This is a genomic window from Nocardia terpenica (assembly GCF_013186535.1).
In the GTDB taxonomy this organism is placed as follows: Bacteria; Actinomycetota; Actinomycetes; order Mycobacteriales; family Mycobacteriaceae; genus Nocardia; species Nocardia terpenica.
The window spans coordinates 1,859,750-1,881,722 of sequence record NZ_JABMCZ010000002.1 but is presented as its reverse complement, the minus strand read 5'-3'; the positions used below and the strand labels follow the sequence as shown (position 1 = coordinate 1,881,722).

The window sequence follows — 21,973 nt, the reverse complement described above, 5'->3', positions numbered from 1 at the left end:
TCGTCGGGACGCCCCGTTCGAGCAGCTACCGGTCCGGCGGTGGGGGATCGACGTAATCGCCCCCGATCACACCGCCCGGAAGAGTCCTGGGAGCCGGGCCGAGCAGTTCCTCGGTGTTGTCCATGTTCTTCAGCCAGTCGGGGGTAGCGTGGTCGCGGTCGCCGTCCTCCCCTTTTCCTTTACCGGCTGCGCCTCCCATGCCCGGCATTCCCATGCCCGGTGTTCCGGCGGCTCCGGCACGCCCCGCTGCGGCGGCGGGGTTCACCGGAATTCCGGCTCGTGGCGTACCGGGCAGGCTGCGGCCGGGACCACCGGATCCGATGCCGGGTACGCGACCGCCGGAGAGGCCACCGTGACCGCTGCCAGACAGGCCGCTGCCGGGGAGGCCACTACCGCTGGGCAAGCCTGCGGAGCCCATGCCGCTGGGTCTCGTGGCGGTGGTGTTCGGGTCTATGCCTGTGGGCCGGGTTGCTGACGGATCGGCAACTGCTGCAGCGGGATTGGTGGTTGCAGGGTTGGTGGACGTAGGGTCTTGTGTCGTCGGGAGGTCCTGTGCCGGTGTTGTGGGCTGGTTGCCGTGATCGCCATCGCCGCCGTTGCTGCCGGTGCCGCCAGGCCCTTGGGTGCCGTCCGGGCTCACGCCGCCACCGGTACTCGTGCCGCCGGGGCCGTCTCCGCCGGTGTTTCCTGGTTGCTGCGGGGTGTAGAGGGGGTTGGTTGGGCTGATCGGTTGCGGCAGTACGGGGATCTGGGTGTCGGCCGATTTGAAGTCGACGAGGTAGTGGTCGCGCATTGCCGCCCGAGCCTGGTCGCGCGCCTCATCCACGGCTGCCCTCGATCGCGAGCCGTGCCAGAACCCCACATCCCACCCCTTCGGGTTGAAGATATTCTTACCCACAGTGTCGTTCGGTTCGGCAACGTTGCTCTTGGTGTTCGCGATCCCCGTGACCGCCGTCGATACCTGAGCAGCCAGCGACTGCAGCGCCGGAGCAAGGTCCAGTGCACGCTGGGCGTAATTATCGATCGCTTGCCGTGACGCCTCCGCAGCCGCGCCGTCCCATGCCGCCGCGCTCGATCGCCGGATCCGAGCTGCGAACTCTGCCACATCGGTGCTCCACGTCGCCGCCATACGCGAGTATTTGTCGACGGCATTGTTGGCATCGGTGGTGTCCTGCGGACTGAACGCGTGGTAAATATCCCAATGCTCGAGGTGATCGGGATTCTCGCCGCCGGAGATCTGTGGGGGCTCGTTCGGAATGGTCATCGCCACTTACCGTCGCTTTGGCGAATTGGCCCCTGAACGGGTGCCGCGCTGATCGAGCTCGATGGCATATTCGCCTTTAATTCATTATATCGAGCTGCGAATTCTTGATCCGTCTCTACGAACTTTTGAGCAATAGTTCGATGGAGTTCCTGAAGGTCGTCGACGATCCGATAATGATCTTCCAGGATATCATTCACATTGTTGGCAGAGTCTTTACCCGAAGTGACGATTGCGGCCTTTGCGCGGAAACGGTGCACCAAGGTTTGGGCAGAGGTCAAGATCGCCTGATCCTCTCCTAACCCCCATTTCTTCTGCGAAGAGATCTCTTTCGCAATCTGTTGGGTGCTTCGAATCGAGTCTTTGAATGCTTGACAATCGCGTTCGATATAGGCAAACTCTTCGGCATCGACTCGAACATCCTGGTTGAAATTAACGGTCAGCCGACCTTCCTTCGCGTCATTGATCAGCCCTTCCAGCGGCCGCTGCGGCGGTGTGGTGCTGTCGGCCATGGTGTTTCACTTCCTCCCCGGAAAAATTGATCAATGCCGGAGGTCATGCTGAAGCTGGGATCAGCGGTATCACCTTGTTTGCAAGATTTTTGGCAAGCTCGCACGTGTTCATGTTTCCGGTCTTTCGGTTCGACGCCGGGTTATTCAGTAGGAACTCGAGGCTGCCGCCCTTCATCTCGGCGTTGAGCAAGCAATCGTGTTGCAAATCCGTGGCCTCGCTGTCGTGGTAGGTCAGTGCCGGGCGGCCAGCGATGGTGAGTTCCTCGGCCACCTTGAAACCTGTGTTGTCACGCACCATCTGCAGGGTGATGTTGGTGGCGCGTATGGAAACAGCGTATCCATCGGACTCGACCCATCGGCAGCCGCGCCACTGGGTCCCGCCGTTTCCGTCGGAGTCCGCGATATTGCGACTGTGCAGCTGCTCGGAATCCATGACCGATTCCGGAATCGAACAAGGGTTGAATGCCGTCGGCGCGGGCGGAAGCCGGGTCGACGATGCGCTTGTACTGCCGGAAGATTGCGAAACACCGCCGGTGTTGGAACCGCACGCGGACAGAAGCACGATCGCGCCAGCCGCAGCGGCAACACCACGCAACATGCTTCCTACGCTGGTCATTGTGCCCTCTCGGTACCGGCGCCTTCGACGCTGTGTCTCGGGGTCGGACCGGCTGCCCGCCCCCTTCGCTCAGCTCGCACCGACCGTACCTGCCCCGATGTGACGCATGCAACCGGGTGGAAGTGGTCGCGACGTCGCGCTCGGTCCCGGCGATTGCTCCGTGAGCAGGACCAGGGCCGGTTCGCCGCCGGGAGAGAAGACTATGACGACACCCGTACTCGGGACGACCGTCAATCCTGCTGCATGAGCGCCGGTTTCGGCCCGGCGTAGCCGTACGTCGATATCGAGCTGAGCGCAACGGCAACGGTGTGGATTCACTGGTCGGTGCCGGAACAGACGGGAAGAGCCATATCGATGAGCGTCCGGAACCGGGGGGCAATGGGTGCAGCGCCCAAGTTCGTTTCCGGCGCCATCGGCGGTGATCTACTTCTGTGGACCATCGGCTGTGCCGTGTTCGCGTACGTAGGTGGCGAGCTTCTCGATTGCGTTGTCCCACATACTGACGCGCCGGTCAGCAGGCTGCCCGGGATCGGTCAGGGGAGGCGGCCGAGGGCGGTGAGGGCGCGAATGTTCTCGGCATAGTCGGGGTATTGCTGGCCAAGGGTGTCGGGGTCGGCGACCGTGACCATCTCGGGAGTGAAGGGGGGTGCGACGATGACGCTGCTGAGGGTGTATTCGCCGAGTGTGTGTGCTGCTTGCCAGACTCCTGCGGGCACAACGAGATGCGGTTGTTGCCCGGACTCGAGGTCGGGGCCGAGGACGTGCCGGGTGGGTTTTCCGTCATCGTCGAGCAGGGTCATTTCCAAGGGTGCGCCGGAGTGGTAAGTGAAGATTTCGGGGTATGTCGCCGCGTGCAGACCGGAGAAATGATCGGCGGGGAGCAGCCAGTAGATCATCGTGGAATGGGAGTCGCGCCAGGTCTCTCGGAAGAAGCCGTTACAGATGGCCAGTGGCTCTAATTTCAGGGTGTCGATGATCTGCCGGGTGGTGGTCGTCGTGTCCATCAGACGTGCTCCTTGTGATGTTCGGCGGTGTGAGTCGGGGTGTTCTTGAGCCTTTTCGCCCGATACATGGCGGTATCGGCCAGTCGTAGGAGTTGGTCGATGTCGGTGATCTGCTCGCCCTCGGCCAGATGCGTGACTCCCACGCTGGTGCTGACTGCCAGGGGCCTGCCATCGACGATGTACGGCTGACCGAGCGCGGCCCGCAGGCGTTGGCCGATATCGTTGTCGCCGTGGCACTTCCATAGGGCGACGGCGAACTCGTCACCGCCGAGTCGGGCGACGACGCCGTCATTGCGGGCACAGTGCCGTAGGCGCTCCGCGACGCCTTGGAGGATGAGATCGCCTGTGGTGTGCCCGAACCGGTCGTTGACATTCTTGAAATCGTCGACGTCGCAGAAGGCCACGACCACCGGTGATCGTGTGCCGTTGTGCGGTGCCACCAACCGGTGAAGGTGATAGAGGAACAGGGTGCGGTTGGCCAATCCGGTCAAAGGGTCGTGCAGCGCTTGGTGTTTCAACTCCCGCAGCAGATGGTCGTTTTCCGCCAGCGTGGCGACCTGGCGGCCGATCACCAGTCCCAGCAGCGCCAGCGACAGCGCTTCTTGCGAGGGGCTGAGGGTGACTCCGGCAGCCAGCTCGGCGGCGAGGAAAACACCGGTGGCGATCAGCGGCAGGTAGGGCACCACCAGGTGCGCCAGATCGACCGCGCTGCGGCGCTTGTCGGTGTGCGGCACTGGGGTGGGGTTGTCGGGGGCCAGTGCCGCCAGGAAGAACAGCACCGGGCAGGCCATGAACCCGGCCTCCAGTGCGGGCGGAATCCTCGTTCCCCCGGCATCGACGAAATGCGCGAACAAGGTGCTGGACACCACGTAGGCGGTCGCGGCCAGCGCAATGAACAGAACCGGCAACCCGCGCCCGCCCGGCCGAAGCCGAGCCAGCATCACGATCGCCCCGACGAGCAGCAGATACACCAACGGATGTGCCACCAGCAACGCCACGATCGGACCGGACGCCGTCCAGCTCATCGACAGCTCCCGACCCAGCGTCACCCAGCCGAACAGCACGATCGAGCAGAAGATGATGGTCACATCCAGCACACGCACGGTCCGGTGCTGGCGGACCTGTAGCGGCGCATCGTGTTCGGCACCGGTGACACTCGTGCGGACGGTGACCGCGAGTAGCGCAAGTACCGCGGTCAACAAGTACCCCGCCGGTCCCAAAGTCTCTGTGGGCAGCGGGATTCCGATAATCACCTGCCCCCAGCTCCACGCGGCCAGCCCGACCACGAAACAGGTCGCCGCGGCGGTCATCCACCACCGCCACTGCCGCCAGGGGCCGGAACTGCGGACCGCCGACCACAACCAAGCCAGCATGGCGACGACCGCCGCAACCAATTCCCACCCCTTGTTCAAGGCGATCGAGCCAGACCAGCCCAGCAGCCCACTGGAGGCGATACCCACCTCCGCTAACAGCGACGCAGCAGCTCCAGCCGTCACCGCCCCGAAAGCCCGCTGAGACATCACCAGGCTCTGATCCCCTTTGCCGTTCTTCACAAGTGAAGTTCCCCTGCTGGCGAAACCCGCAGCTCGCTACTCACCCCCTGGCACCGAGCACGCGGTCACGCCACCAACGTAGGACATCGACCATCCCGAGGTCCACCATCCCCGAAACTGCATCGCCCAGCCGGGGGGTACTCGTTTCCGTCCCGCAACGGAACGATCCGCCATCCGAACACCGCCCGCCAGTCCATCAACGACGCCCGCGACCGAGTCGGCCCGGTCGAGCTGCCGATGAACCCACACACCTACCGCAAGACCGTCGACACCAAGATCGGCCACCAGGACATCGAGAAGACCGCCGCCCAACTCGGGCACTCCACCAGCGAGGTCACCAAACGGCACTACGCCGAACCCGCCGTCGAAGGACCAGACGCTCGGGAGTACCTGGAGGACTTCGCCGAGACCGTGGACGAGTTCATCGCCGAGGTCGAGGACTACGTCGCCTCATTCGCCGACCCCGGCCAGGAGTGACCCCCTCAGCTGAAAATATGGAGTAAATATGGACCTGGCCCCTCCTGGGGCCGGATCCGCCCTCCGGTACCAGCAAACTTGTGTGCGATCATCCCTGGTCTGCCAGGGTATGGCAGGCCCCAGGGCCAGCCGCCGGTGTAGTTTAGTGGTAGAATATCAGCTTCTGCCCCAACACAATTCGGCTCGATTCGACCAGGTTCGGTCATATATCTTCACTAGCAGAAATAGCCTGTTGCTACCGCTTCTTTCTGTTGTACTGCACGGGATTCGGTCTGATTCCACTGAAAAAGTGGAGTAAATGTGGAGTAGCTCCGGGCCGATTCAGGTCCGACAGTGCTGGCTTGAGCCGTGGAAACAGCAGCCGATTAGGGTCACCCGAGCCGTGTCTAGCACCAGCCGACCTGGCCCAGGCGAAACCCTGGCCGCTCCGTATGCCCAGTAGCGCCCGGCCGCGGGGCAGATTCTCGACGCGAATGTTCTTGGTGCGGGGCAAGACCTTTACCGCCTGGGGCAGGTCGCCGTGGCGTTTTGCGCGGCGTGGCCGTACGTCATGGGGGCTGAAACAGTTAGCTGTGCTTGTTTGCTGGCGGACATTGTGATCATGGATCCCGTGCTGGCACTGTGTTGCTGGTGTGCCGACATGGCAGACGCGCTGGCGACGTCACCTTGGTGGAAGGACCTTGATGAGGGCAGAGCGTTACGGGACCATCCGTAGGACAAGTCGCGCGCTAGCACAATTAGAGGTCCGACTCCTAGATGGCGCCAGACTGCGGCTCCAGAGATGCCTGTCGACGTCGAAGATAGGCTCTATATGGCCCATGTTTCATGTGGCTGGCGGGCGATGACTCGCGAATGCACGATACTACGGCGTGTTGGTCACGTGGACGGTCAGGACGACCGTCCCGCCGACCTGGATGTGATATTCGTACACGGTTTGGGGGGTGATCATGAGTCGACCTGGCGACGGCGCAAGCAGGCGGCGTGCTGGTTGGAGTGGCTGCACGAGGACATGGCGAACATAGCTGTTTGGTCGCTGGGGTATCCGGCCGCAGCAACGGAGTGGATATCGGGAGCAAAGGGGATGGCTCTACCACAACGAGCGTCTGGCTTGATCGAGCGGATGCTGGACAACGGGATTGGGTCGCGTGGACTGGTGTTCGTGTGCCACAGCTTGGGCGGCCTGGTTGTCAAGCAGGTGCTGCGTCACTGTAGCGAGGAACGCGAGGAGGGTTGGGGGGCCATTGCTCACTCGACGCGCGGTGTGGCGTTTCTCGCAACACCGCACACTGGGGCACCGCTCGCCAACATCGCCGTCCCCGCACAACGCTTCGAACAGCTCGCGGATACGACCGGCGGGCATCTGCTGCCCGTCCAGCAACGCGGCAAGAGTAAGCACCTGCCACACGGTGTCGGGCTCGTGAATCGGGGTCGGCGGAGTGGTGCCGTCGAACAGATAGGGGCGCTTACGTTTCCGGTCACGCGCGGCGCGCGCGTCGTCACGCATCCGCGCCCACTGCGACTTCGGCTGCGCATCAGGGCTTTTCGATCGGCGATTACGCCGAGGATTCGAGCCAGCCACTACGCCACCTTCTTGTCATCGACCGCACCAGCATTCGCAGGCGGTGCGGTAGCAATGGTGAACCCCATCGGGACGACCAGATCAGCCACGCCGGGGCCACACAAAACGTTGCGCATCGAGTAGCCAAGCTTGTCGTCGACGGTGGCCTTGACCGTGATCGGCCACGACGCGACCTGTTCAGCGTTCCACTGCTGCTGCCCGACCTCGGACACATTGGCACGCGGCATGATCCGCAGCAGCCACTTCTCCCGCGCCCCAGCACCATCGACGAACAAGAAGATCACCCGATAATGGATCGTGTCCGGGCTAACCGGCTCGGTCCACGACAACTCCTTGGTCACCGCGTCAGCCTTCACGTCGGCGAGACTGCGGCCGGAAACCAGTTCCAGCACAGGACGTTTGAACTCCTGCGCGGTGAATCCGACGCTTATGTCCCGTTTCACGATGTCCGTCCGGGTCGGTTCCAGTGCGCCCCAGGATTCGGTCTCCGACAGCTGCTGCTCCGGCCGGAACTGCGGGCCGTTGGCTTTGTCGATCAACCCCAGCGACGCATACCCTTCCAGCGACTGAAACGCCGCTGACGCGCCCGCGGTGAACGCCGCCGGGATCGCCGTCGACATCGGCGCCAGCAGTATCGCGCCTTTCAACGGTTTGAGCAGCAGATCCTTGTTCCAGGACGCAATCTGCTCGAGTGGCTACCGCCATCGGTCACTCCTCACACGATCCGCCCCGTGTGCCCGGCCCCGTCGGGCAAGGCCGGGCACACGGCAGGCATCTGGTGGGGCGAATGCTGTTCGATCTGCTGTGGTAGCCGCGTCGCGGTTACGACAGTCGCAACCATCGCAGGATGGACTCCGCGACCGTGGAGGGGGTTCCGTCCGCGGACAGCACCGTGAAATCGGGTGCTTCGGGCCGTTCGTAGGGTGAGCTGATTCCGGTGAAGTCGGGGACTTCGCCGGCTCTGGCACGCCGATACAGGCCCTTTGGATCGCGTAGTTCGCAAACTTCCAACGGAGTATCGACAAAGATCTCGTAGAACTGGAGTTCCCGCTGCCTGTGGATTTCGCGCGCCCTTTCGCGCTCTATGGCGTATGGGCTGATGAGCGCGACGATCGCGATGGCCCCCGAATCTGCTAGTGCCTCGTCCGGAAAGGTTGATGCGTTAATCGTCGGGGTGTCGGGTTGCTCGCCACTGGTCGGCCGGTGATGCTGCCTGGCGGAGGTGGTGCCGGTGGCTCGGAAGCCGGATGTGTTCGTCAGAGCGGTGACCCCGCAGGAGGGTCGCAAGCTGGCCCAGATCGCCCGGCGCAGCAAGCAACCAGTGCGGATGCGGCGGGCGGTGGTGGTGATGGCCTCGGCGCAGCATCAGCCGGTCGGGTTCATCGCGAAGCTGATGCAAGTATCGGAATCGTATGTGCGGCAAGTGATCCACGATTTCAACGAGAAGGGCTTCGAGGCGCTCGACCCAAAATGGAGAGGGGGCAGACCGGCGAAGACCGATCAGGCGATGCGTGATCGGATCTGTCGGATCGCCCGGTGCTGCCCCCTCGATCTAGGCTGGCCGTTCACGACGTGGAGCCTGTCGAAACTGCGAGAGGTATTGGCGGTCAACAGGATCGCCGAAATCAGCCGCGAGACGCTGCGCAGGATCCTGAAGGCCGGTGGGGTGTCGTGGCAGGCTACCAAAACCTGGAAGGCCAGCAACGATCCCGAGTTCACCGAGAAGATGAACCGGGTGCTCGACCTCTACGACCATCCACCCGCAGACGGGCGCGTGATCTGTGTGGACGAGTTCGGTCCGTTGAATCTGCAGCCGCGGCCCGGTCGCGGCTGGTTCACGCGTCGCCGGCCCAAGCGGCTGCGAGCGACCTACAACAGAACCCAAGGCGTGCGGCACATGCTCGGCGCCCTGGACCTGCGCAGCGGGCAGTTGTACTACCGGATCCGTGACCGCAAACGCTGGACCGAATTTCTGGCCTTCCTCAAGACCTTGCGGGCCCGCTGGGCGGGCGAGAAGTTGTACCTGATCTGCGACAACTACTCGGTCCACAAACGGCGTGAGGTGCGAGAGTGGTGCGCCGCCAACCAGATCGAGTTGGTGTTCCTGCCGACCTACTCCTCATGGCTGAACCGCATCGAATGCGAGTTCGCCGCCCTGCGCTACTTCGCGCTGAACGGTACCGATCACCGCAGCCATGACGAGCAGGACGCGGTCATCGGCGACTACATCCGCTGGCGTAACCAGCACGCCGGACCTGTCCGCAACTTCGCTGTCGGCTCCAAGATCCGGCGACCCGATTACCTACCGAAGGTTGCGTGACAAGGCACTAGCAAGGCAGCTACTTCGGCGACCCGCCGGACGTTTTCGCGCCGGTCGTCTTGTCCGAAACCGAGGTCGGAGTTCAGGCCGTGGCGCAGGTTGTCGCCGTCGAGGAGATAGGCCGGGCGGCCCGCCGCGATCAGACGGCGTTCCAGCTCGACCGCGATCATCGACTTCCCCGATGCCGAAAGTCCGGTCAGCCATACGGTCACGCCGTTGTGGTTACGTTGCTCCCGTCCGACGCCGGAGTTGTGCCAGACCACATTGCTCGATCGCGAAACCGGGCCATTGATCATGCCGGCGGCAACGGTGCGTTGGGTAGCCGGATCGATCAGTATGAAACTACCGGTATTTCGGTTGCGTCGGTAGCTGTCGAAGACCAGCGGGGCGTGGGCCCGCACTGTCACGCGGCCTATCTCATTGCACCGCAATGATTCTGCGTCCTCGTCACGATGCAGAGTGCGCACGTCGAATCGATAATGTAGGCTCGTCACCTCCGCCGGGGAATCACCGGTACTCGTGGCAATGAGGTATCGGCTCGACGAGCGTAATTCGGAGTTGTCGGCGAGCCAACACACGTTGGCATCGATCTCGCAACCGACGAAGGGGCGGTTTCTCAGCCGTGCCAGCATGTCGCCACGTGCCAGGTCGATGTCGTCGGTCAACGATACCGATACCGCCATCGGGGGAAAGGCCTCTGTCATCTTTTCGCCGCCCGGACCCCAGATCTGTTCAATCCTCGAGATCACCCCACCGGGTAATGCGACGATCTCGTCACCGGGGCGGAACGTGCCCCCGGCGACGGTGCCGGCATAGCTGCGATGACCGACGCGGTCACCGGACTGCGGGTCGAGGACATACTGCACCGGCAGTCTAGCGTCTATCAGGTTGCGATTCGAGGCGATATGCACGTCCTCAAGATGGCGCAGCAGCGAAACGCCCTGATACCACCGCATATGCTTCGAACGATCGACGACGTTGTCGCCGAACAAGGCAGACACCGGGACGAAGGTCAGATCGTGGACGTCAAGTTTGGATGCGAAGGAGCCGAATTCGGCACGGATCTCCTCAAATCGTTCCTGCGACCAATCCACAAGATCCATCTTGTTGACACACAACACCAGGTGCGGAATTTCTAGGAGGGCGGCCAAGAAGGCATGCTGTCTGGTCTGATCCAGTACGCCTTTGCGAGCATCCAACAGGATCAACACCAGATCCGCAGTGGACGCGCCGGTCACCAGGTTGCGGGTGTACTGCCTATGTCCTGGGGTGTCGGCGATAATGAACTTGCGCTGGGCCGTGGCAAAGAACCGGAATGCGACATCGATGGTGATGCCCTGTTCGCGTTCGGCCCGTAATCCATCGGTCAACAGCGCCAGGTTCGTGTATCTGTCACCCCGCTGGTTGCTGGCACGCTCCACCGCGTCGAGTTGGTCCTCGGGGATCGACTCGGAGTCGTACAAAAGGCGGCCGATGAGAGTCGATTTTCCGTCGTCAACACTACCGGCGGTCGCGAGTCGCAGCAGCTCCCGGGGCCGGGTCATTGGATCTCCCCCATCAGAAGTAGCCCTCTCGCTTGCGGTCTTCCATTCCCGTCTCTGAGATCCGATCGTCGGCTCGCGTCGCTCCGCGCTCGGTCGAGCGGGTCACCGCAAGCTCCGCTATCACTTTTTTCACGGTGTCGGCTCGGCTCGGAATGCATCCTGTGCAGGTGGCATCCCCGACCGTCCGGAAACGTACCGAATCCCGGTACGAGATCTCGCCCGGTGCCATCGCCAGAAAACGTGTCTTCGCCAGCAGCACTCCATTTCTGGGCACTACCTCCCGACAATGAGCGAAGTAGATGCTGGGTAATGGGATGGATTCCGACTCGATGTATTGCCAAATGTCGAGTTCGGTCCAGTTGCTCAACGGGAATACCCGGACGTGCTCGCCCTCGGCATGCCTACCGTTGTACAGGCTCCACAGTTCCGGGCGTTGATCGTGTGGGTTCCACGCGCCGAACTTGTTTCGGAGCGAAAAGATGCGTTCTTTGGCTCGCGACTTCTCCTCGTCCCGCCGCGCACCGCCGAATACGGCATCAAAACCACCCGCCCGGATGGAACGCAGCAGAGTTGCGCTCTGCAGCCGGTTGCGAGAGGCGCCAACACCGGCCTCATCGACTACCCGGCCAGCATCGATATCGTCCTGCACCTTCGCAACTATCAATCGCATACTCGAATTAGCAATCACTCTGTTGCGGAATTCTATGACTTCGTCGAAGTTGTGACCGGTATCGATGTGCATTGCGGGAAATGGTACAGGTGCCGGCCAGAATGCTTTCTCAGCGAGGCGCAACATTACTGTGGAGTCTTTGCCTCCGGAGAACAGCATCACAGGATGATGCAGCGTGGCGACAGCTTCGCGAATCACGTGTACCGATTCCGACTCCAGGACCCTCAGATGTGATATTTCGTATTTCGTGAGATCACGCAATGCAACGTACCCCCGGATCAAGCGGACGTATGTCCGTCTCCACTATGTGGTGCCATAACGGCGCTTGTCAAGCAGATCGAAGCACCACTCAGCTTGTGGCCTCGTGACACGTTCTAAGATCATTTCACCCCCGCAAAGCCATAGCTAAGTTCGGACATTCTCGAAGGACTTAGGAGATGGAGTTCTTCCACTTGACAAGAACTATCGGACGCCGCATAGTGGAGCCCCATACATCGAACTACCGGGTCGCAAGCTCAGCTTCAGTTCGATAATGTCTTTGGGGCCAGATCTGCAAGGGGGATGCATTGCATAGCGTGGCGACCTTCGCCTTGCAACTTCTTACTGACACCTGACTGCACACGCTGCATTTGTGTGCGGAAGTTGGATCTCGAAAAGGAGGTGAGCAGAAGTGGAGTACGGTCACTGAGCTTGAGTACAACTGGTGCCGCCCGGCGGCGTCGGGCGGCACCAGCCGCGCTAAAGTCCGACGAACGGGGAAATCCTTGAAATTCGATCCGTTGTCGCCGGAATGGATTGACGACCCCTACGTCTTCTATTCTCGGTTGCGTCACAACGAGCCTGTACTTCGAGACGACAATCTCGGCGCGTACCTGTTGTTCAGCTATGCCGACTGTGCCGCGGTACTTCGAACCACGGACGATTTCGCCACGGATCCGGCGCGGCTGGGCCGAGATTTCCCGGCCATTCGCAAGAGCATTCAGCTCATCGATCCGCCGGAGAACACCGCGCTGCGGAAGGCGACTGCGGAAGCGATACATGCCGGGTTCTCCGCCTTGTCCGCAACTACCGGCGGACTCACCGAAGTGGTCGCCAAAGCCCTCTTCTTCGCGCGGCACGCCGATCGACCGGTCGATCTGATCACGGAGTTCTCCAAGCCGTTGTGCCTGTGGGTGATGTGCGGTGTGCTCGGTGCCCGGCAGCCGGATCCGGATTGGTTCGCCGAGGTGAGCGATCGGATGGTCTTCGGAATGGACTACGGGTTCCGCCCCGATGCGCTGGAGCCTAGTCTCTCCGCAAAGCGCGAACTATCCGAACTCACCGACTCCTGGCTGGACGAGCACCGGGACTCCGTCTTCTTCGGCACTCTGCTCGGAGTCGCCACCACCTACACGCGCGATGTCGTCGCCAATTCGGTGCGGGTGGTTCTGCACGCGGGTTACTCCTCGGTCAGCGGACTCATCGAGAATCTCCTCCTGCACCTGCTGGTCGAACGCGAAATGTTCGAAGAGCATCGGGAACGGCTGCTGGAGTCCAAGGCAGCCCGTATTACTGCGATCGAGGAGATGATTCGGTACGACAGTCCGGTACAGGTATCGAAACGGCTCACGGTCGAAGACCTGGAGCTGTCCGGCGTCGACGTGCCCCGCGGTGCGGACGTGATCGCGCTGATCGGGGCGGCCAACCGCGACCCGACCGTATTCGCCGAGCCGGATCAGATGAATCTGTTGCGAACACCGAACCCACACCTCGGTTTCGGACGCGGCCCCCATGCGTGCCTGGGGGCCAATCTCTCAATCGAATTGGGTTCCGCCGTGCTCAAGGCGTTCTTGGTGGAGCAACCAAATATGAGGTTGGCTGCACATCCGGTACGCCGGAAGACCGCGAGTATTCGAGGGCTCGCGAGCCTGCCCGTGTGGTTGGAGTGAAAGCGTGTCCCTCTCCATCGCTACAGCCCACACCGCCCTGACCAACGACCACACCGCCTTCTGCCGCGGAGTCCGGGCCCGCTTCCCGCTCGGCCGAGAGGGGCGCCACGGCCTGCCTGCCTTCCGTCGTGTCGTCGTCATTGCGGCCTCGTCACGAGGAGGTAGCAGCCTGCTCTACGAGCTGCTTCGCTCCACCGGCGCCTTCCTCAGCCTCGGCGGCGAGCATAGCGTGCTGTACAAGCTGCACGGACTCGGACTACCACAAGGGCAAGATGCGCACGACGGTTGCATCGCCGACGATGCCGACCTCACCGGCTTCCACGCAGACCTCGCGGCCGATGTAACGACGGGAACCGAGCCGGACCTGATCGACCCCCGAGACTGGGACTCCGCGACGCTCACGGACCGCTTCGTGCGGATGTTCGCCCAGCAATGGCCCCAATGCCCGGCCTCCGCCGAGGATATCTGGAAGATCGTGCATGAGGTGATCGCGGGACGCTTGCGGCACGGCCTGGCGAACAGGTCCGCGCTGTTGATGGTATGCGTTCGGGCACTGCGGACGGCCGGTTGGCAGATCGACCCCTGGTATTTCGACGTCGATCCGGCAATCATCAGGGCGGCGTTTCCGAGTGTGCCACCGCCCACCGGCCCGCCGCCGGGGCTGGCCCGGACGGTGGAGGCACCGCCCTTCCTGGTACCCAGCTTGGCGCCGCTGCCCGATACGAACGACCTGCAACGCCCACTGCTGCTCAAGGCTTCGATGGATGCCTACCGCCTCGCCGCGTTACCGCGCCTGTTCCCCGATGCCGAACTGACTGTCATTCACTTGGTCCGCAACCCTGCGGCCTCGGTGAACGGCCTCATCGATGGCTGGCTCGACCGGGGGTTCTTCTCGCACAACCTAAACGGACGTGCCGACTTGCGAATCCCCGGCTACTCGGGACCCGCTGACTGGTCCATGCAGTGGTGGAACTTCGATCTGCCGCCCGGCTGGCGGAATCTGGTCGACCGGCCCCTGCCATGGGTATGCGCCGCGCAATGGTGCGCCGCACATTCACACATCCTCGACGCGCTGGAAGCCAGCGCGCTACCCGCACTGCGGGTACAGGCCGAGGACATCATGGACGGGGCCACTAGGCGGGCGACGATCGACACAATTCTGCAGCATTGCCGCCTGCGAGCCCGGCGACCGGCACGGTCACGGGTGGTCATGGCCAGCCGGATACCAGAGCCGGGACGGTGGCGTCGGCGTCGCGCGATATTGGAGCCGATGATCAGCAGCGGCGAAATCCGGTCCTGCGCAATGCGTCTGGGGTACGACTCGACCGCCGGTGACCGGTGGAAGTAACGATCACGAGAGGAGGGGTTGTGAAAATACTTCTGGTCTCGATGCCCTGGAATCTGCTGGAGATGCCTTCGTTGCCGGTGGGCACACTGCGGGTCGTCACCCAACGGTGCCGCGATCGTCATGAGGTCGCCGACGCCTATCTCAACCTGGCATGGGCCGAGCACCTGCATGATGCCACGGACGGACACATCGGGGTGCCGGAGTACGACTACGTGGCCAATGTCGGGGTCTGGCACGGCATGGGCGACTGGATCTTCACTCCGGCGCTGTACGGTGCGCCGGAGTGGCGCCGTGACCGATACGAGGCCTATCTGCAGCAGCGCGGAGTTCGGCCGGGCGCGTCCGTGGAAATGGCCCAGCACTCAGGTGCATTCATCGAATCGCACGCCCAGCGGATCGCCGATCAGGGATACGACCTGGTCGGCTTCAGCAGCACCTTTCAGCAGAACGTGCCCTCGCTGGCCCTGGCAAAGCAGCTGAAGCGGCTGCGGCCGGAGACGACCATCATCATGGGCGGCGGCAACTGCGACATTCCGATGGGCCCAGCCATCCACCGCAACTTTCCGTTCATCGACTACGTCCTGAGCGGTGAGGCGGAGCAGTCCTTCGTGGACTTCCTGGACCACTTGAGTGGTTGGCAATCGACGAGTGCCGTCCGCGGCTTGTCCTGGCGCGCCGCCGACGGTGTCACCGTCACCAACCCACCGGCTCCGTCGCCAGCCATGCATACGGTCCCGGCGCCCGACTACTCCGAATGGTTTGCCAGGATCGGTGCCAGTGCCGTGCGCGACTCCGTTCGGCCCAAGCTCGTGTACGAGGCTGCCCGCGGCTGCTGGTGGGGAGAGAAGCACACCTGCACGTTCTGTGGACTGAACGGGCTCGCCATGAAGTTCCGCTCCAGACCAGCCGACCAGGTCATGACCCACCTGCACGACCTGATCGCCCTGCACAGAATTCTCGATGTCGTGGCTGTGGACAACATCCTCGACATGGAGTATTTGCGCACGCTGCTGCCGCGGCTCGCAGAGCAGGACTGGGACCTGCACTTCTACTACGAGGTGAAAGCGAACCTACGGGAGGAGGACATCGGGCTGCTGCGTCGTGCCGGACTCGTCCAGATCCAGCCCGGCATCGAGAACCTCAGCTCCCGCGTGCTGTCCATCATGGACAAGGGCGTACACGCGACACAGAACGTCAAGCTGTTGCGCGACTGCGAGGAGCACGACCTGACGGTCGACTGGAACTATCTGTATGGCTTCCCAGGGGAAACCGAGGCCGATTACGCCATAGTCCTGCGCCAGCTTCCGGCGCTCGCACACCTTCAGCCGCCGGGCGGCAGCGTGCGAATTCTACTCGAGCGATACAGCCCGTACTTCCAGCGACCAGAGCTCGGCTTCGAACACCGTCGACCGGCCGCTCTCTACAACCACGTTTACGACCTGGACCAGGAACAGATGAGCGACGTCGCCTACCAGTTCGACACTGAGCGGTGCGGTATCGGTATCGACTACGAACACGCCGTGCGGGCCGCTATCGCCGCATGGCAGCAGGCTTACCCGTCGAGCAGCTTGGTGGCACGAGAGCTTCCGGACCGCACATTGATCGTCGAGGACCGCCGGGTCGGTTGGCCGGTGCGCGATATCAAGCTCGAACCCGGGCCCGAGGCCGAGCTGTTCCGCTATCTGCGCACGCCTCACACCGTCGCCAGTGCTGCTCGCGCGACCGGCCTCGCTCCGCGGGTGGTCGATGCTGTGGTCGACGAATGGGAGCGCCAAGGTCTGGTGTTCCACGAGGGCGGCAGGGTCGTATCGCTGCCCACCGGCCGCGCCAGCATCAAGTCCGCGATCGATCGGTAGGCCATGCTGCCAGGACAGTCCACCCCCGACATCCCGGTGCACGCCAACATGCACCACCCGGACGAATTCCTCGCCTTCGTGGCCGATTTGCGCGACATGACTGCGCGGGGCGAGTCCGTGCGGTGGACGTGTGCCGCCGACGCGGACACCGTGGCCCCGCTGCAGCACCTGGCGCCGCCTCTGTGGCTCAAGCCCGGTGTCGAGCCGACCGTGTGGCGCGCACGGCACCGCCCCTGCCAGTTCTACTTCCGCCGCGGTCCCGGATTTGTGATTATCCATGACGAGCGTTCGGGCAGCGCCGTCGAAACCTTACTGGACGATCCGGAACACCTCGTACTCTTCGAACGACTGCACCATCCCGGCGCCCTTCGGCCCGGGTCGGCCACATCGGCGCTGCGCGCCGCGGGGCTGCTGTTCGAACTCGGCGACAAGGGCGTCGTCCTGCCGTATCGGCTGAGCCGCCTTGCACTGCCGACCAAGTTGCTGTGATGCGAAACGACATGTCGAGACCGAGGTGACCAGTCGATGAATGATCCCGCCGCATCGGCAGTTCTCGCGTTTACGGCCGGACCGACGGCCTTGGCGGACAAAATGTCCAAGGCCCTCACCGCATTCGGATACGTCCACGTCGCCGGTGTTCCGGCCGACTTCGATCGTCTGTCCGTGCTCTCACTTCTGGGGGCTCCGGTCCGGCAGTACCAGGGCGAGCTGATCCGCGACATCAAGCCGGATCCGGCGATGCAGGCGTTCGAGGTCTCCGCCCTGAATATGAAGCCGCTGGTTCCGCACACCGAACACTTCGAGTTCGCCGGTCTGCCGCCGCGGTACATTGCGCTCTGGGCGGTGACACCTGCACAGGGGCCGGGCGGGGAGACAACGCTTGCCGACGGATACGAGTTGCTGGGCACCTTCTCCCCGGAGCAGCGAGCGGCGATGTCAGTTCGCGAGTTCGAATGGCGGTCGCCTATGAGCCTGACTGCCGAGGGAGTACACGAGGCCGCGCGCCACCCGATCGCCGAACATACGCCGTGGGGCATCGTGTTGCGCTTCTCCGGCAGGGAGATGCGTTACCGAACACAGGACGGTGAATACGCCGACGACTCTCTCTTGACCGAGTACCGCGATCGCGGGCTCCGCCACTTCGAACGAACCTGCCGCTCTGTCAAGATCGCCCAAAATGCGTTGCTCGTGTGGGACAACTGGCGAATGTATCACTCCCGCAACGGCTTTTCTGATCCACGTCGGCACCTGCGCAGGGTCATGCTCGACCACTGCCCTACCGCCCGTTTCCCCCTTCCCGCCAACTGAGGTAAGCGTGGACTCCAATGACCTATGCCTTCCGGCGATCACCGACCAGGAGGCCGACTTCAACCACTGGCTGCAGACCCGCCGGACCGATACGCAGCGCTACTTCGATCCCGATCCGGCCCGGCCGGGAACCGCGCTGTCGGAGATGGCGGAGCTGAGCGTGCCGCTCGACGCTTGGCCCTTCGTGCTAACTCCGCAGTTCCTTTCCCGCGGCGCCCTCGCCGCCCTGCGAACGGGACTGACCGCGATCCTCGACGGGATCGATATCGTGCTTCGGGAGAAGTTCCAGCACGATCCGGGCAGGCTCGCGGCAGCGCTGCGGTTGCCACCGCGGCAGCGCGACGTGTATCGGATCGGCGCCGCTCAGGATTGGGCACGCATCGCGCGGCCCGACGTCGTCTTCGACAGCTCGGGTGCTCCGTGGTTCGTGGAGCTCAATGCCGGAACACCGCTGGGCGGTATCGCGATGAGCGCGGTACTGGCGCGAATGTACGACGCATGGCCCGAATCGGCCGAGTACTTACGCGGCGTCGGCGCAACGTATGTCGATACGGTGCGGGCGCTCGCTGAGCATCTGGCCGAGGTCGACCGATTGGACCGGTCGCGACTGATGGTCGTCGCCTATTGGGGGCACGAGGACGACAATATGCCGTCGCACTCCTACCTCGGACTGGTCAGGGCACTGGGCCGGTACGGCATCACGGCCGTAGCCGCCGCGGTCGAGGACCTCGACCTCGACGGCGAATACATCAGATATGACGGGAGGCGGGTCGATGCCCTCTACCGCTTCTTCGACGAAAGCGACGGCACCCCCGGACTCAAGGACGACCGTTGGCGACACCTGGTGGAGCATGTGGACCGTGGCTCGGTCTCGTTGGTGGGCAATCTGGTGGGAAATGTCTTCGTCAACAAAGGCTTTCTGGCCATCCTGTCCGAGGCGGCGGCGTCCGGGAGCCTTCCGTCCTCCCTCGCCGAGCGGATCAATGCCGCGCTGCCGTGGACCAGGATGATCGACGACGTCGCGGAGACGGTCGCCCAGCAGCGATCGGCATACGTGTTGAAGCCCGCTGACGGCTGCTGCGGAGAAGGGCTGGTCTTCGGCCCTGCCACAGAGCAGTCGGCCTGGGAGCAGGCCATCGACGATGCCGTTACCGGAGAGGAGCTTTGGGTCGTACAACGGGTTGTCCGGCCTCCGGTGCTTCGACTCGCCTCCCTTGGCACGGGCGGTATGACGTTTTCCGAATTCTCGACCTCGACCGGTGTTTTTGCCGTTGGCCGACGGTTTGCAGGGGCGATCCGACGGTGTGATCCAACCTTGGGCTTGAATGTGACACCGTCCCTCGGCGCGGCCCAGGGGAGCGTGCATGTCCTCTGAGGAGACGGGCGATCGGCCGGGCGCACTTCCCGGATTGCACACCTACGCAGAGGATTTCGTCCAGTTGATGCTCTCGACGGTGCGACGGCGCATGGCGAACGGACCGCTTCCATTGGGGAGTCCGGGTGGGCAGGCGGAACTGAAGAAGGCATTGGACGGCGTGATCGGCCCCGTCGGGCGCGACCCCAGGGATGTACTCCGGATCTACGAAGAAGTGTTGGAGCCAACATTCGTGGCCATGGATAATCCTACGTTTCTCGCATTCTTCCAGGGAGCGCCCAGTCAGGCCGCGACACTGTTCGACATGCTGGTCTCCAGCGTCGCCCTGCGAGGTGTGACGTGGCTGGGTGCGTCGGGTGCGGTGGCCGCCGAAAACCAGGTACTGGATCTGTTGGCCGCTCGCGCAGGACTGCCGGACACCGCTGGAGGATGTTTTCTCAGCGGTGGTTCGGCCGCCAATCTGTCTGCACTCGTGGTAGCTCGGGACACCGCGCGCCGTCGACTCGGCCTCGACGATTCTCGTCAGGTGGACATCATTGTCAGCGACCAGGCCCATCCGTCCGTGCTGCATGCCATTCGGATCATCGGCGCCCGGCCGATCGTGGTCACCACGCCGTCTTGTCGGCTCACCGCGGCGGGGCTGGAGACCGCCCTGCGGGAGCGCGTCGTTGCACCGGCGGCTGTAATCGCGACGGCCGGTACCCCCAACGCCGGACTCGTGGACGATTTGGCCGCGATCGCGGATGTCGCCTCTCGATCGGGCATCTGGTTCCACGTCGATGCCGCATACGGCGGTGGTGCAGCGCTTTTCGATCCGGATTCCCGGGCTGTGTTCGCCGGGATCGAACGTGCGGACTCACTTGTCGTCGACCCACACAAATGGTTGTTCAGCCCCTATGACTGCAGTGCGCTGATATACCGCCGACCGCAGTCGGCCCGGGCCGTGCACACTCAGCGGGCCGCCTACTTCGATGTCATCCACGACGCCGAGCATCTGGAGTGGAACCCGAGCGACTTCGCCTACCACAGCACGCGTCGGCCGCGCGGACTTCCGCTGTGGTTCGCATTGGCGGTGTACGGAACCGCTGCTTTCGAGGACGCGGTACGGACCAGTCTCAGGACCGCCAGAGAACTTGCCGCACTCGTGGAATCGACGCCGTACCTCGAGTCGGTGCTCCCGCCCGAGCTGTCCGTTGTGCTGGTCCGTCGCAAAGGATGGAGCCCCCGAGACTACCAGTTATGGTCGGCAGGCCTGCTGGAGCGACAGGAAGGCTTTGTGGCACCGACGATCTGGGCCGGAGAGACGGTCGCGCGGTTCGCCATCCTGAATCCGCGGACAAGCGTAGACATGCTGGAGAAGATCGTTGCGAGTATGGCCTGAAGGAGATTTCGGATGAGCTTGTTGCCGGTCGGTCAGGATTTCCGAAGGTTCTGGCTCGCTCGAGTCACGTCCTTCGCAGGCGACCAGATCGCACAGGTGGCTCTGATCGTTATGGCCGCGGCCGAGGGACCACTGGCCGCCAGCATGGTCTTGTTGGCGTTGTCGTTGCCGCGCCTGGTCGGTCCGTTCGGCGGGGCACTTGCCGACATCTACTCGGCGAAGAAGATCATGGTGTTGACCGACCTCGGTCAGATGGTGCTATTCGGCGTGGTCGCGGTGATTCCGTTTCATCTCGCGGTGAGTATTCCGATCATCGCGGTGGCCACCCTGCTCAACACGTTGTTCCTACCGGCCGGGCGGCGGTCGATTCCCGCCATGGTCGATGCCGAGCAACTGCCGAACGCGTTCGCGGCTATGGCGATCTGTTTCAATGCCGGTTTCGCGGCGGGTCCGCTCCTGGGCGGCGCGCTGCTCACCGTGGTGGACGCCCGTGTGGTCGTGCTGATCGACGCGCTGACGTTTCTCGCTTCCATCGTCCTGATCGTCCGCCTCGATCTTCCGAAAACGCCACGTGCGGAGGAGCATCGGGTCGGTTATGGGCGCACCCTGGCACTCGGCTTCCGGGAACTGGTCGGCAACAGGCTGCTGGGCTCGGTGGCACTCGGCCTTTTCGCGGTAGTGGCATTCGCCGCGTTGACCACAGCATCGTTGGTCTTCCTGGCCAGGGATGCCTTGAACGCCCCGGCGTGGGCCTACGGTGCACTGGTAGGGGTTCACGGCATCGGGATGGTGGTGGGCCCCACCGTGTTCCTCGGTCAAGTCCGACGGAGCCGAAATCCGTTGCGCACATGGGGCTTCGGGCAGGGCCTGTTCGGGGTGGGCGCATTGACACTCGCCGTGACCCCGTGGTTGGGGACCGCTTTCGTGTCGCAGCTAGCGGCGGGTGCGGGCAACGGTATCGGCAACGTGGCGACCGACCTCATCGTTCAACACGCCACTCCCGGGCGAATGCTGGGCACCGTTAGCGGCATCACGATGTCGATCCCGTTCGCGGCAAGTTCCCTCGCCTACCTTCTGGCCACACCACTGCTCGACGCTCTCGGTCCCCGTTGGGTGATCACCATTTCCGGGGCGGGCGTGGTGTCAGCCGTCCTACTGATATCTGCACTCGCGCCAGCGATCAGCGCAGCGCCGATACCATCCGAAGTCGCCGACGAAACTGATATGTCATAAGGTGGTGC

Annotated in this window: 18 protein-coding genes and 2 pseudogenes; 11 read left to right on the top strand and 9 right to left on the bottom strand. The window is 63.3% G+C overall.

All coding sequences use genetic code 11. The annotated features are described in order from the left end of the window. Nucleotides 1-25: 25 nt before the first annotated feature. The 5 genes from HPY32_RS20555 to HPY32_RS46195 all read right to left on the bottom strand — a co-directional run bounded on the left by HPY32_RS20555 (nucleotide 26) and on the right by HPY32_RS46195 (nucleotide 4,946). Nucleotides 26-1,264: a hypothetical protein gene (locus HPY32_RS20555; RefSeq protein ID WP_156673924.1), complete on the bottom strand. Its 1,239-nt coding sequence runs from the start codon at nucleotides 1,262-1,264 to the stop codon at nucleotides 26-28. Further along, nucleotides 1,261-1,773, bottom strand: coding sequence for a hypothetical protein (locus HPY32_RS20550; RefSeq protein ID WP_082870646.1), 513 nt, complete (start codon nucleotides 1,771-1,773; stop codon nucleotides 1,261-1,263). Before HPY32_RS20550 ends, HPY32_RS20555 begins: the two co-directional genes overlap by 4 nt. A 43-nt stretch (nucleotides 1,774-1,816) precedes the next feature. Then, a complete protein-coding gene (locus tag HPY32_RS20545; protein ID WP_082870647.1) occupies nucleotides 1,817-2,371 on the bottom strand; it encodes a DUF3558 domain-containing protein in 555 nt (184 codons plus the stop codon). 551 nt (nucleotides 2,372-2,922) lie between these two features. Continuing rightward, on the bottom strand, nucleotides 2,923-3,393 hold the full coding sequence (locus HPY32_RS20540) for a cupin domain-containing protein (RefSeq protein WP_067578894.1): 471 nt from the start codon (nucleotides 3,391-3,393) through the stop codon (nucleotides 2,923-2,925). Further along, a complete protein-coding gene (locus HPY32_RS46195; protein WP_197696343.1) occupies nucleotides 3,393-4,946 on the bottom strand; it encodes a GGDEF domain-containing protein in 1,554 nt (517 codons plus the stop codon). The genes HPY32_RS20540 and HPY32_RS46195 overlap by 1 nt, the downstream gene beginning before the upstream one ends. A gap of 237 nt (nucleotides 4,947-5,183) precedes the next feature. Between HPY32_RS46195 and HPY32_RS20530 the strand changes: the two genes are divergently transcribed. Together HPY32_RS20530 and HPY32_RS46570 are read left to right on the top strand one after the other, a co-directional pair. Beyond that, nucleotides 5,184-5,423 (top strand): hypothetical protein, encoded by a 240-nt coding sequence (locus HPY32_RS20530; RefSeq protein ID WP_067578899.1) that lies wholly within the window; start codon nucleotides 5,184-5,186, stop codon nucleotides 5,421-5,423. 781 nt (nucleotides 5,424-6,204) lie between these two features. Next, a pseudogene (locus HPY32_RS46570) lies at nucleotides 6,205-6,657 on the top strand (esterase/lipase family protein); the annotation flags it as partial. Between the two features lie 344 nt (nucleotides 6,658-7,001). On the opposite strand, the gene HPY32_RS44720 reads toward HPY32_RS46570, so the two are convergent. Continuing rightward, entirely contained in the window at nucleotides 7,002-7,664 is a 663-nt protein-coding gene (locus HPY32_RS44720) for a phage tail tube protein (protein WP_444939658.1), read from the bottom strand. 160 nt (nucleotides 7,665-7,824) lie between these two features. Then, nucleotides 7,825-8,136 (bottom strand): annotated as a pseudogene (locus HPY32_RS44715) (adenylyl-sulfate kinase); the annotation flags it as partial. A 97-nt stretch (nucleotides 8,137-8,233) separates the two neighbouring features. Between HPY32_RS44715 and HPY32_RS20515 the strand changes: the two are divergent. Next, the gene (locus HPY32_RS20515) at nucleotides 8,234-9,322 is read left to right on the top strand and encodes an IS630 family transposase (protein WP_231951339.1); all 1,089 of its coding nucleotides are present in this window, start codon (nucleotides 8,234-8,236) and stop codon (nucleotides 9,320-9,322) included. On the opposite strand, the gene HPY32_RS20510 is transcribed toward HPY32_RS20515, so the two are convergent. Continuing rightward, complete coding sequence (locus tag HPY32_RS20510) at nucleotides 9,301-10,866, bottom strand: bifunctional sulfate adenylyltransferase subunit 1/adenylylsulfate kinase (protein WP_082870648.1); 1,566 nt, start codon at nucleotides 10,864-10,866, stop codon at nucleotides 9,301-9,303. The two genes, HPY32_RS20515 and HPY32_RS20510, sit on opposite strands and share 22 nt — an antisense overlap. 13 nt (nucleotides 10,867-10,879) lie before the next feature. Beyond that, entirely contained in the window at nucleotides 10,880-11,818 is a 939-nt protein-coding gene (gene cysD, locus HPY32_RS20505) for a sulfate adenylyltransferase subunit CysD (RefSeq protein ID WP_067578906.1), read from the bottom strand. 347 nt (nucleotides 11,819-12,165) lie between these two features. Between cysD and HPY32_RS43945 the strand changes: the two genes are divergently transcribed. From HPY32_RS43945 to HPY32_RS20460, 8 genes are all read left to right on the top strand, one after another. Beyond that, nucleotides 12,166-13,464: a cytochrome P450 gene (locus HPY32_RS43945; RefSeq protein ID WP_156673926.1), complete on the top strand. Its 1,299-nt coding sequence runs from the start codon at nucleotides 12,166-12,168 to the stop codon at nucleotides 13,462-13,464. A 4-nt stretch (nucleotides 13,465-13,468) separates the two neighbouring features. Further along, the gene (locus tag HPY32_RS20490) at nucleotides 13,469-14,812 is read left to right on the top strand and encodes a hypothetical protein (protein ID WP_156673927.1); all 1,344 of its coding nucleotides are present in this window, start codon (nucleotides 13,469-13,471) and stop codon (nucleotides 14,810-14,812) included. Between the two features lie 20 nt (nucleotides 14,813-14,832). Beyond that, nucleotides 14,833-16,668, top strand: coding sequence for a RiPP maturation radical SAM C-methyltransferase (locus HPY32_RS20485; protein WP_067578912.1), 1,836 nt, complete (start codon nucleotides 14,833-14,835; stop codon nucleotides 16,666-16,668). Between the two features lie 36 nt (nucleotides 16,669-16,704). Further along, a complete protein-coding gene (locus HPY32_RS20480) occupies nucleotides 16,705-17,157 on the top strand; it encodes a DUF5825 family protein (RefSeq protein WP_156673928.1) in 453 nt (150 codons plus the stop codon). 36 nt (nucleotides 17,158-17,193) lie between these two features. Continuing rightward, a complete protein-coding gene (locus HPY32_RS20475) occupies nucleotides 17,194-17,976 on the top strand; it encodes a TauD/TfdA family dioxygenase (protein WP_082870649.1) in 783 nt (260 codons plus the stop codon). Nucleotides 17,977-18,121: 145 nt separating this feature from the next. Beyond that, entirely contained in the window at nucleotides 18,122-19,351 is a 1,230-nt protein-coding gene (locus tag HPY32_RS20470; protein WP_171982950.1) for a circularly permuted type 2 ATP-grasp protein, read from the top strand. Next, complete coding sequence (locus HPY32_RS20465) at nucleotides 19,341-20,732, top strand: pyridoxal phosphate-dependent decarboxylase family protein (protein ID WP_067578919.1); 1,392 nt, start codon at nucleotides 19,341-19,343, stop codon at nucleotides 20,730-20,732. The genes HPY32_RS20470 and HPY32_RS20465 overlap by 11 nt, the downstream gene beginning before the upstream one ends. A gap of 12 nt (nucleotides 20,733-20,744) precedes the next feature. Next, nucleotides 20,745-21,965, top strand: a complete 1,221-nt coding sequence (locus HPY32_RS20460) for an MFS transporter (protein WP_067578921.1) — start codon at nucleotides 20,745-20,747, stop codon at nucleotides 21,963-21,965. Nucleotides 21,966-21,973: the final 8 nt, after the last annotated feature.

Coding starts and splice junctions, on each gene's coding strand:
- HPY32_RS20555 (WP_156673924.1), bottom strand. CDS start 1,264: ATGACCATTCCGAACGAGCCCCCACAGATCTCCGGCGGCGAGAATCCC.
- HPY32_RS20550 (WP_082870646.1), bottom strand. CDS start 1,773: ATGGCCGACAGCACCACACCGCCGCAGCGGCCGCTGGAAGGGCTGATC.
- HPY32_RS20545 (WP_082870647.1), bottom strand. CDS start 2,371: ATGTTGCGTGGTGTTGCCGCTGCGGCTGGCGCGATCGTGCTTCTGTCC.
- HPY32_RS20540 (WP_067578894.1), bottom strand. CDS start 3,393: ATGGACACGACGACCACCACCCGGCAGATCATCGACACCCTGAAATTA.
- HPY32_RS20530 (WP_067578899.1), top strand. CDS start 5,184: ATGAACCCACACACCTACCGCAAGACCGTCGACACCAAGATCGGCCAC.
- HPY32_RS20510 (WP_082870648.1), bottom strand. CDS start 10,866: ATGACCCGGCCCCGGGAGCTGCTGCGACTCGCGACCGCCGGTAGTGTT.
- HPY32_RS20475 (WP_082870649.1), top strand. CDS start 17,194: ATGAATGATCCCGCCGCATCGGCAGTTCTCGCGTTTACGGCCGGACCG.
- HPY32_RS20470 (WP_171982950.1), top strand. CDS start 18,122: ATGGCGGAGCTGAGCGTGCCGCTCGACGCTTGGCCCTTCGTGCTAACT.
- HPY32_RS20465 (WP_067578919.1), top strand. CDS start 19,341: ATGTCCTCTGAGGAGACGGGCGATCGGCCGGGCGCACTTCCCGGATTG.
- HPY32_RS20460 (WP_067578921.1), top strand. CDS start 20,745: ATGAGCTTGTTGCCGGTCGGTCAGGATTTCCGAAGGTTCTGGCTCGCT.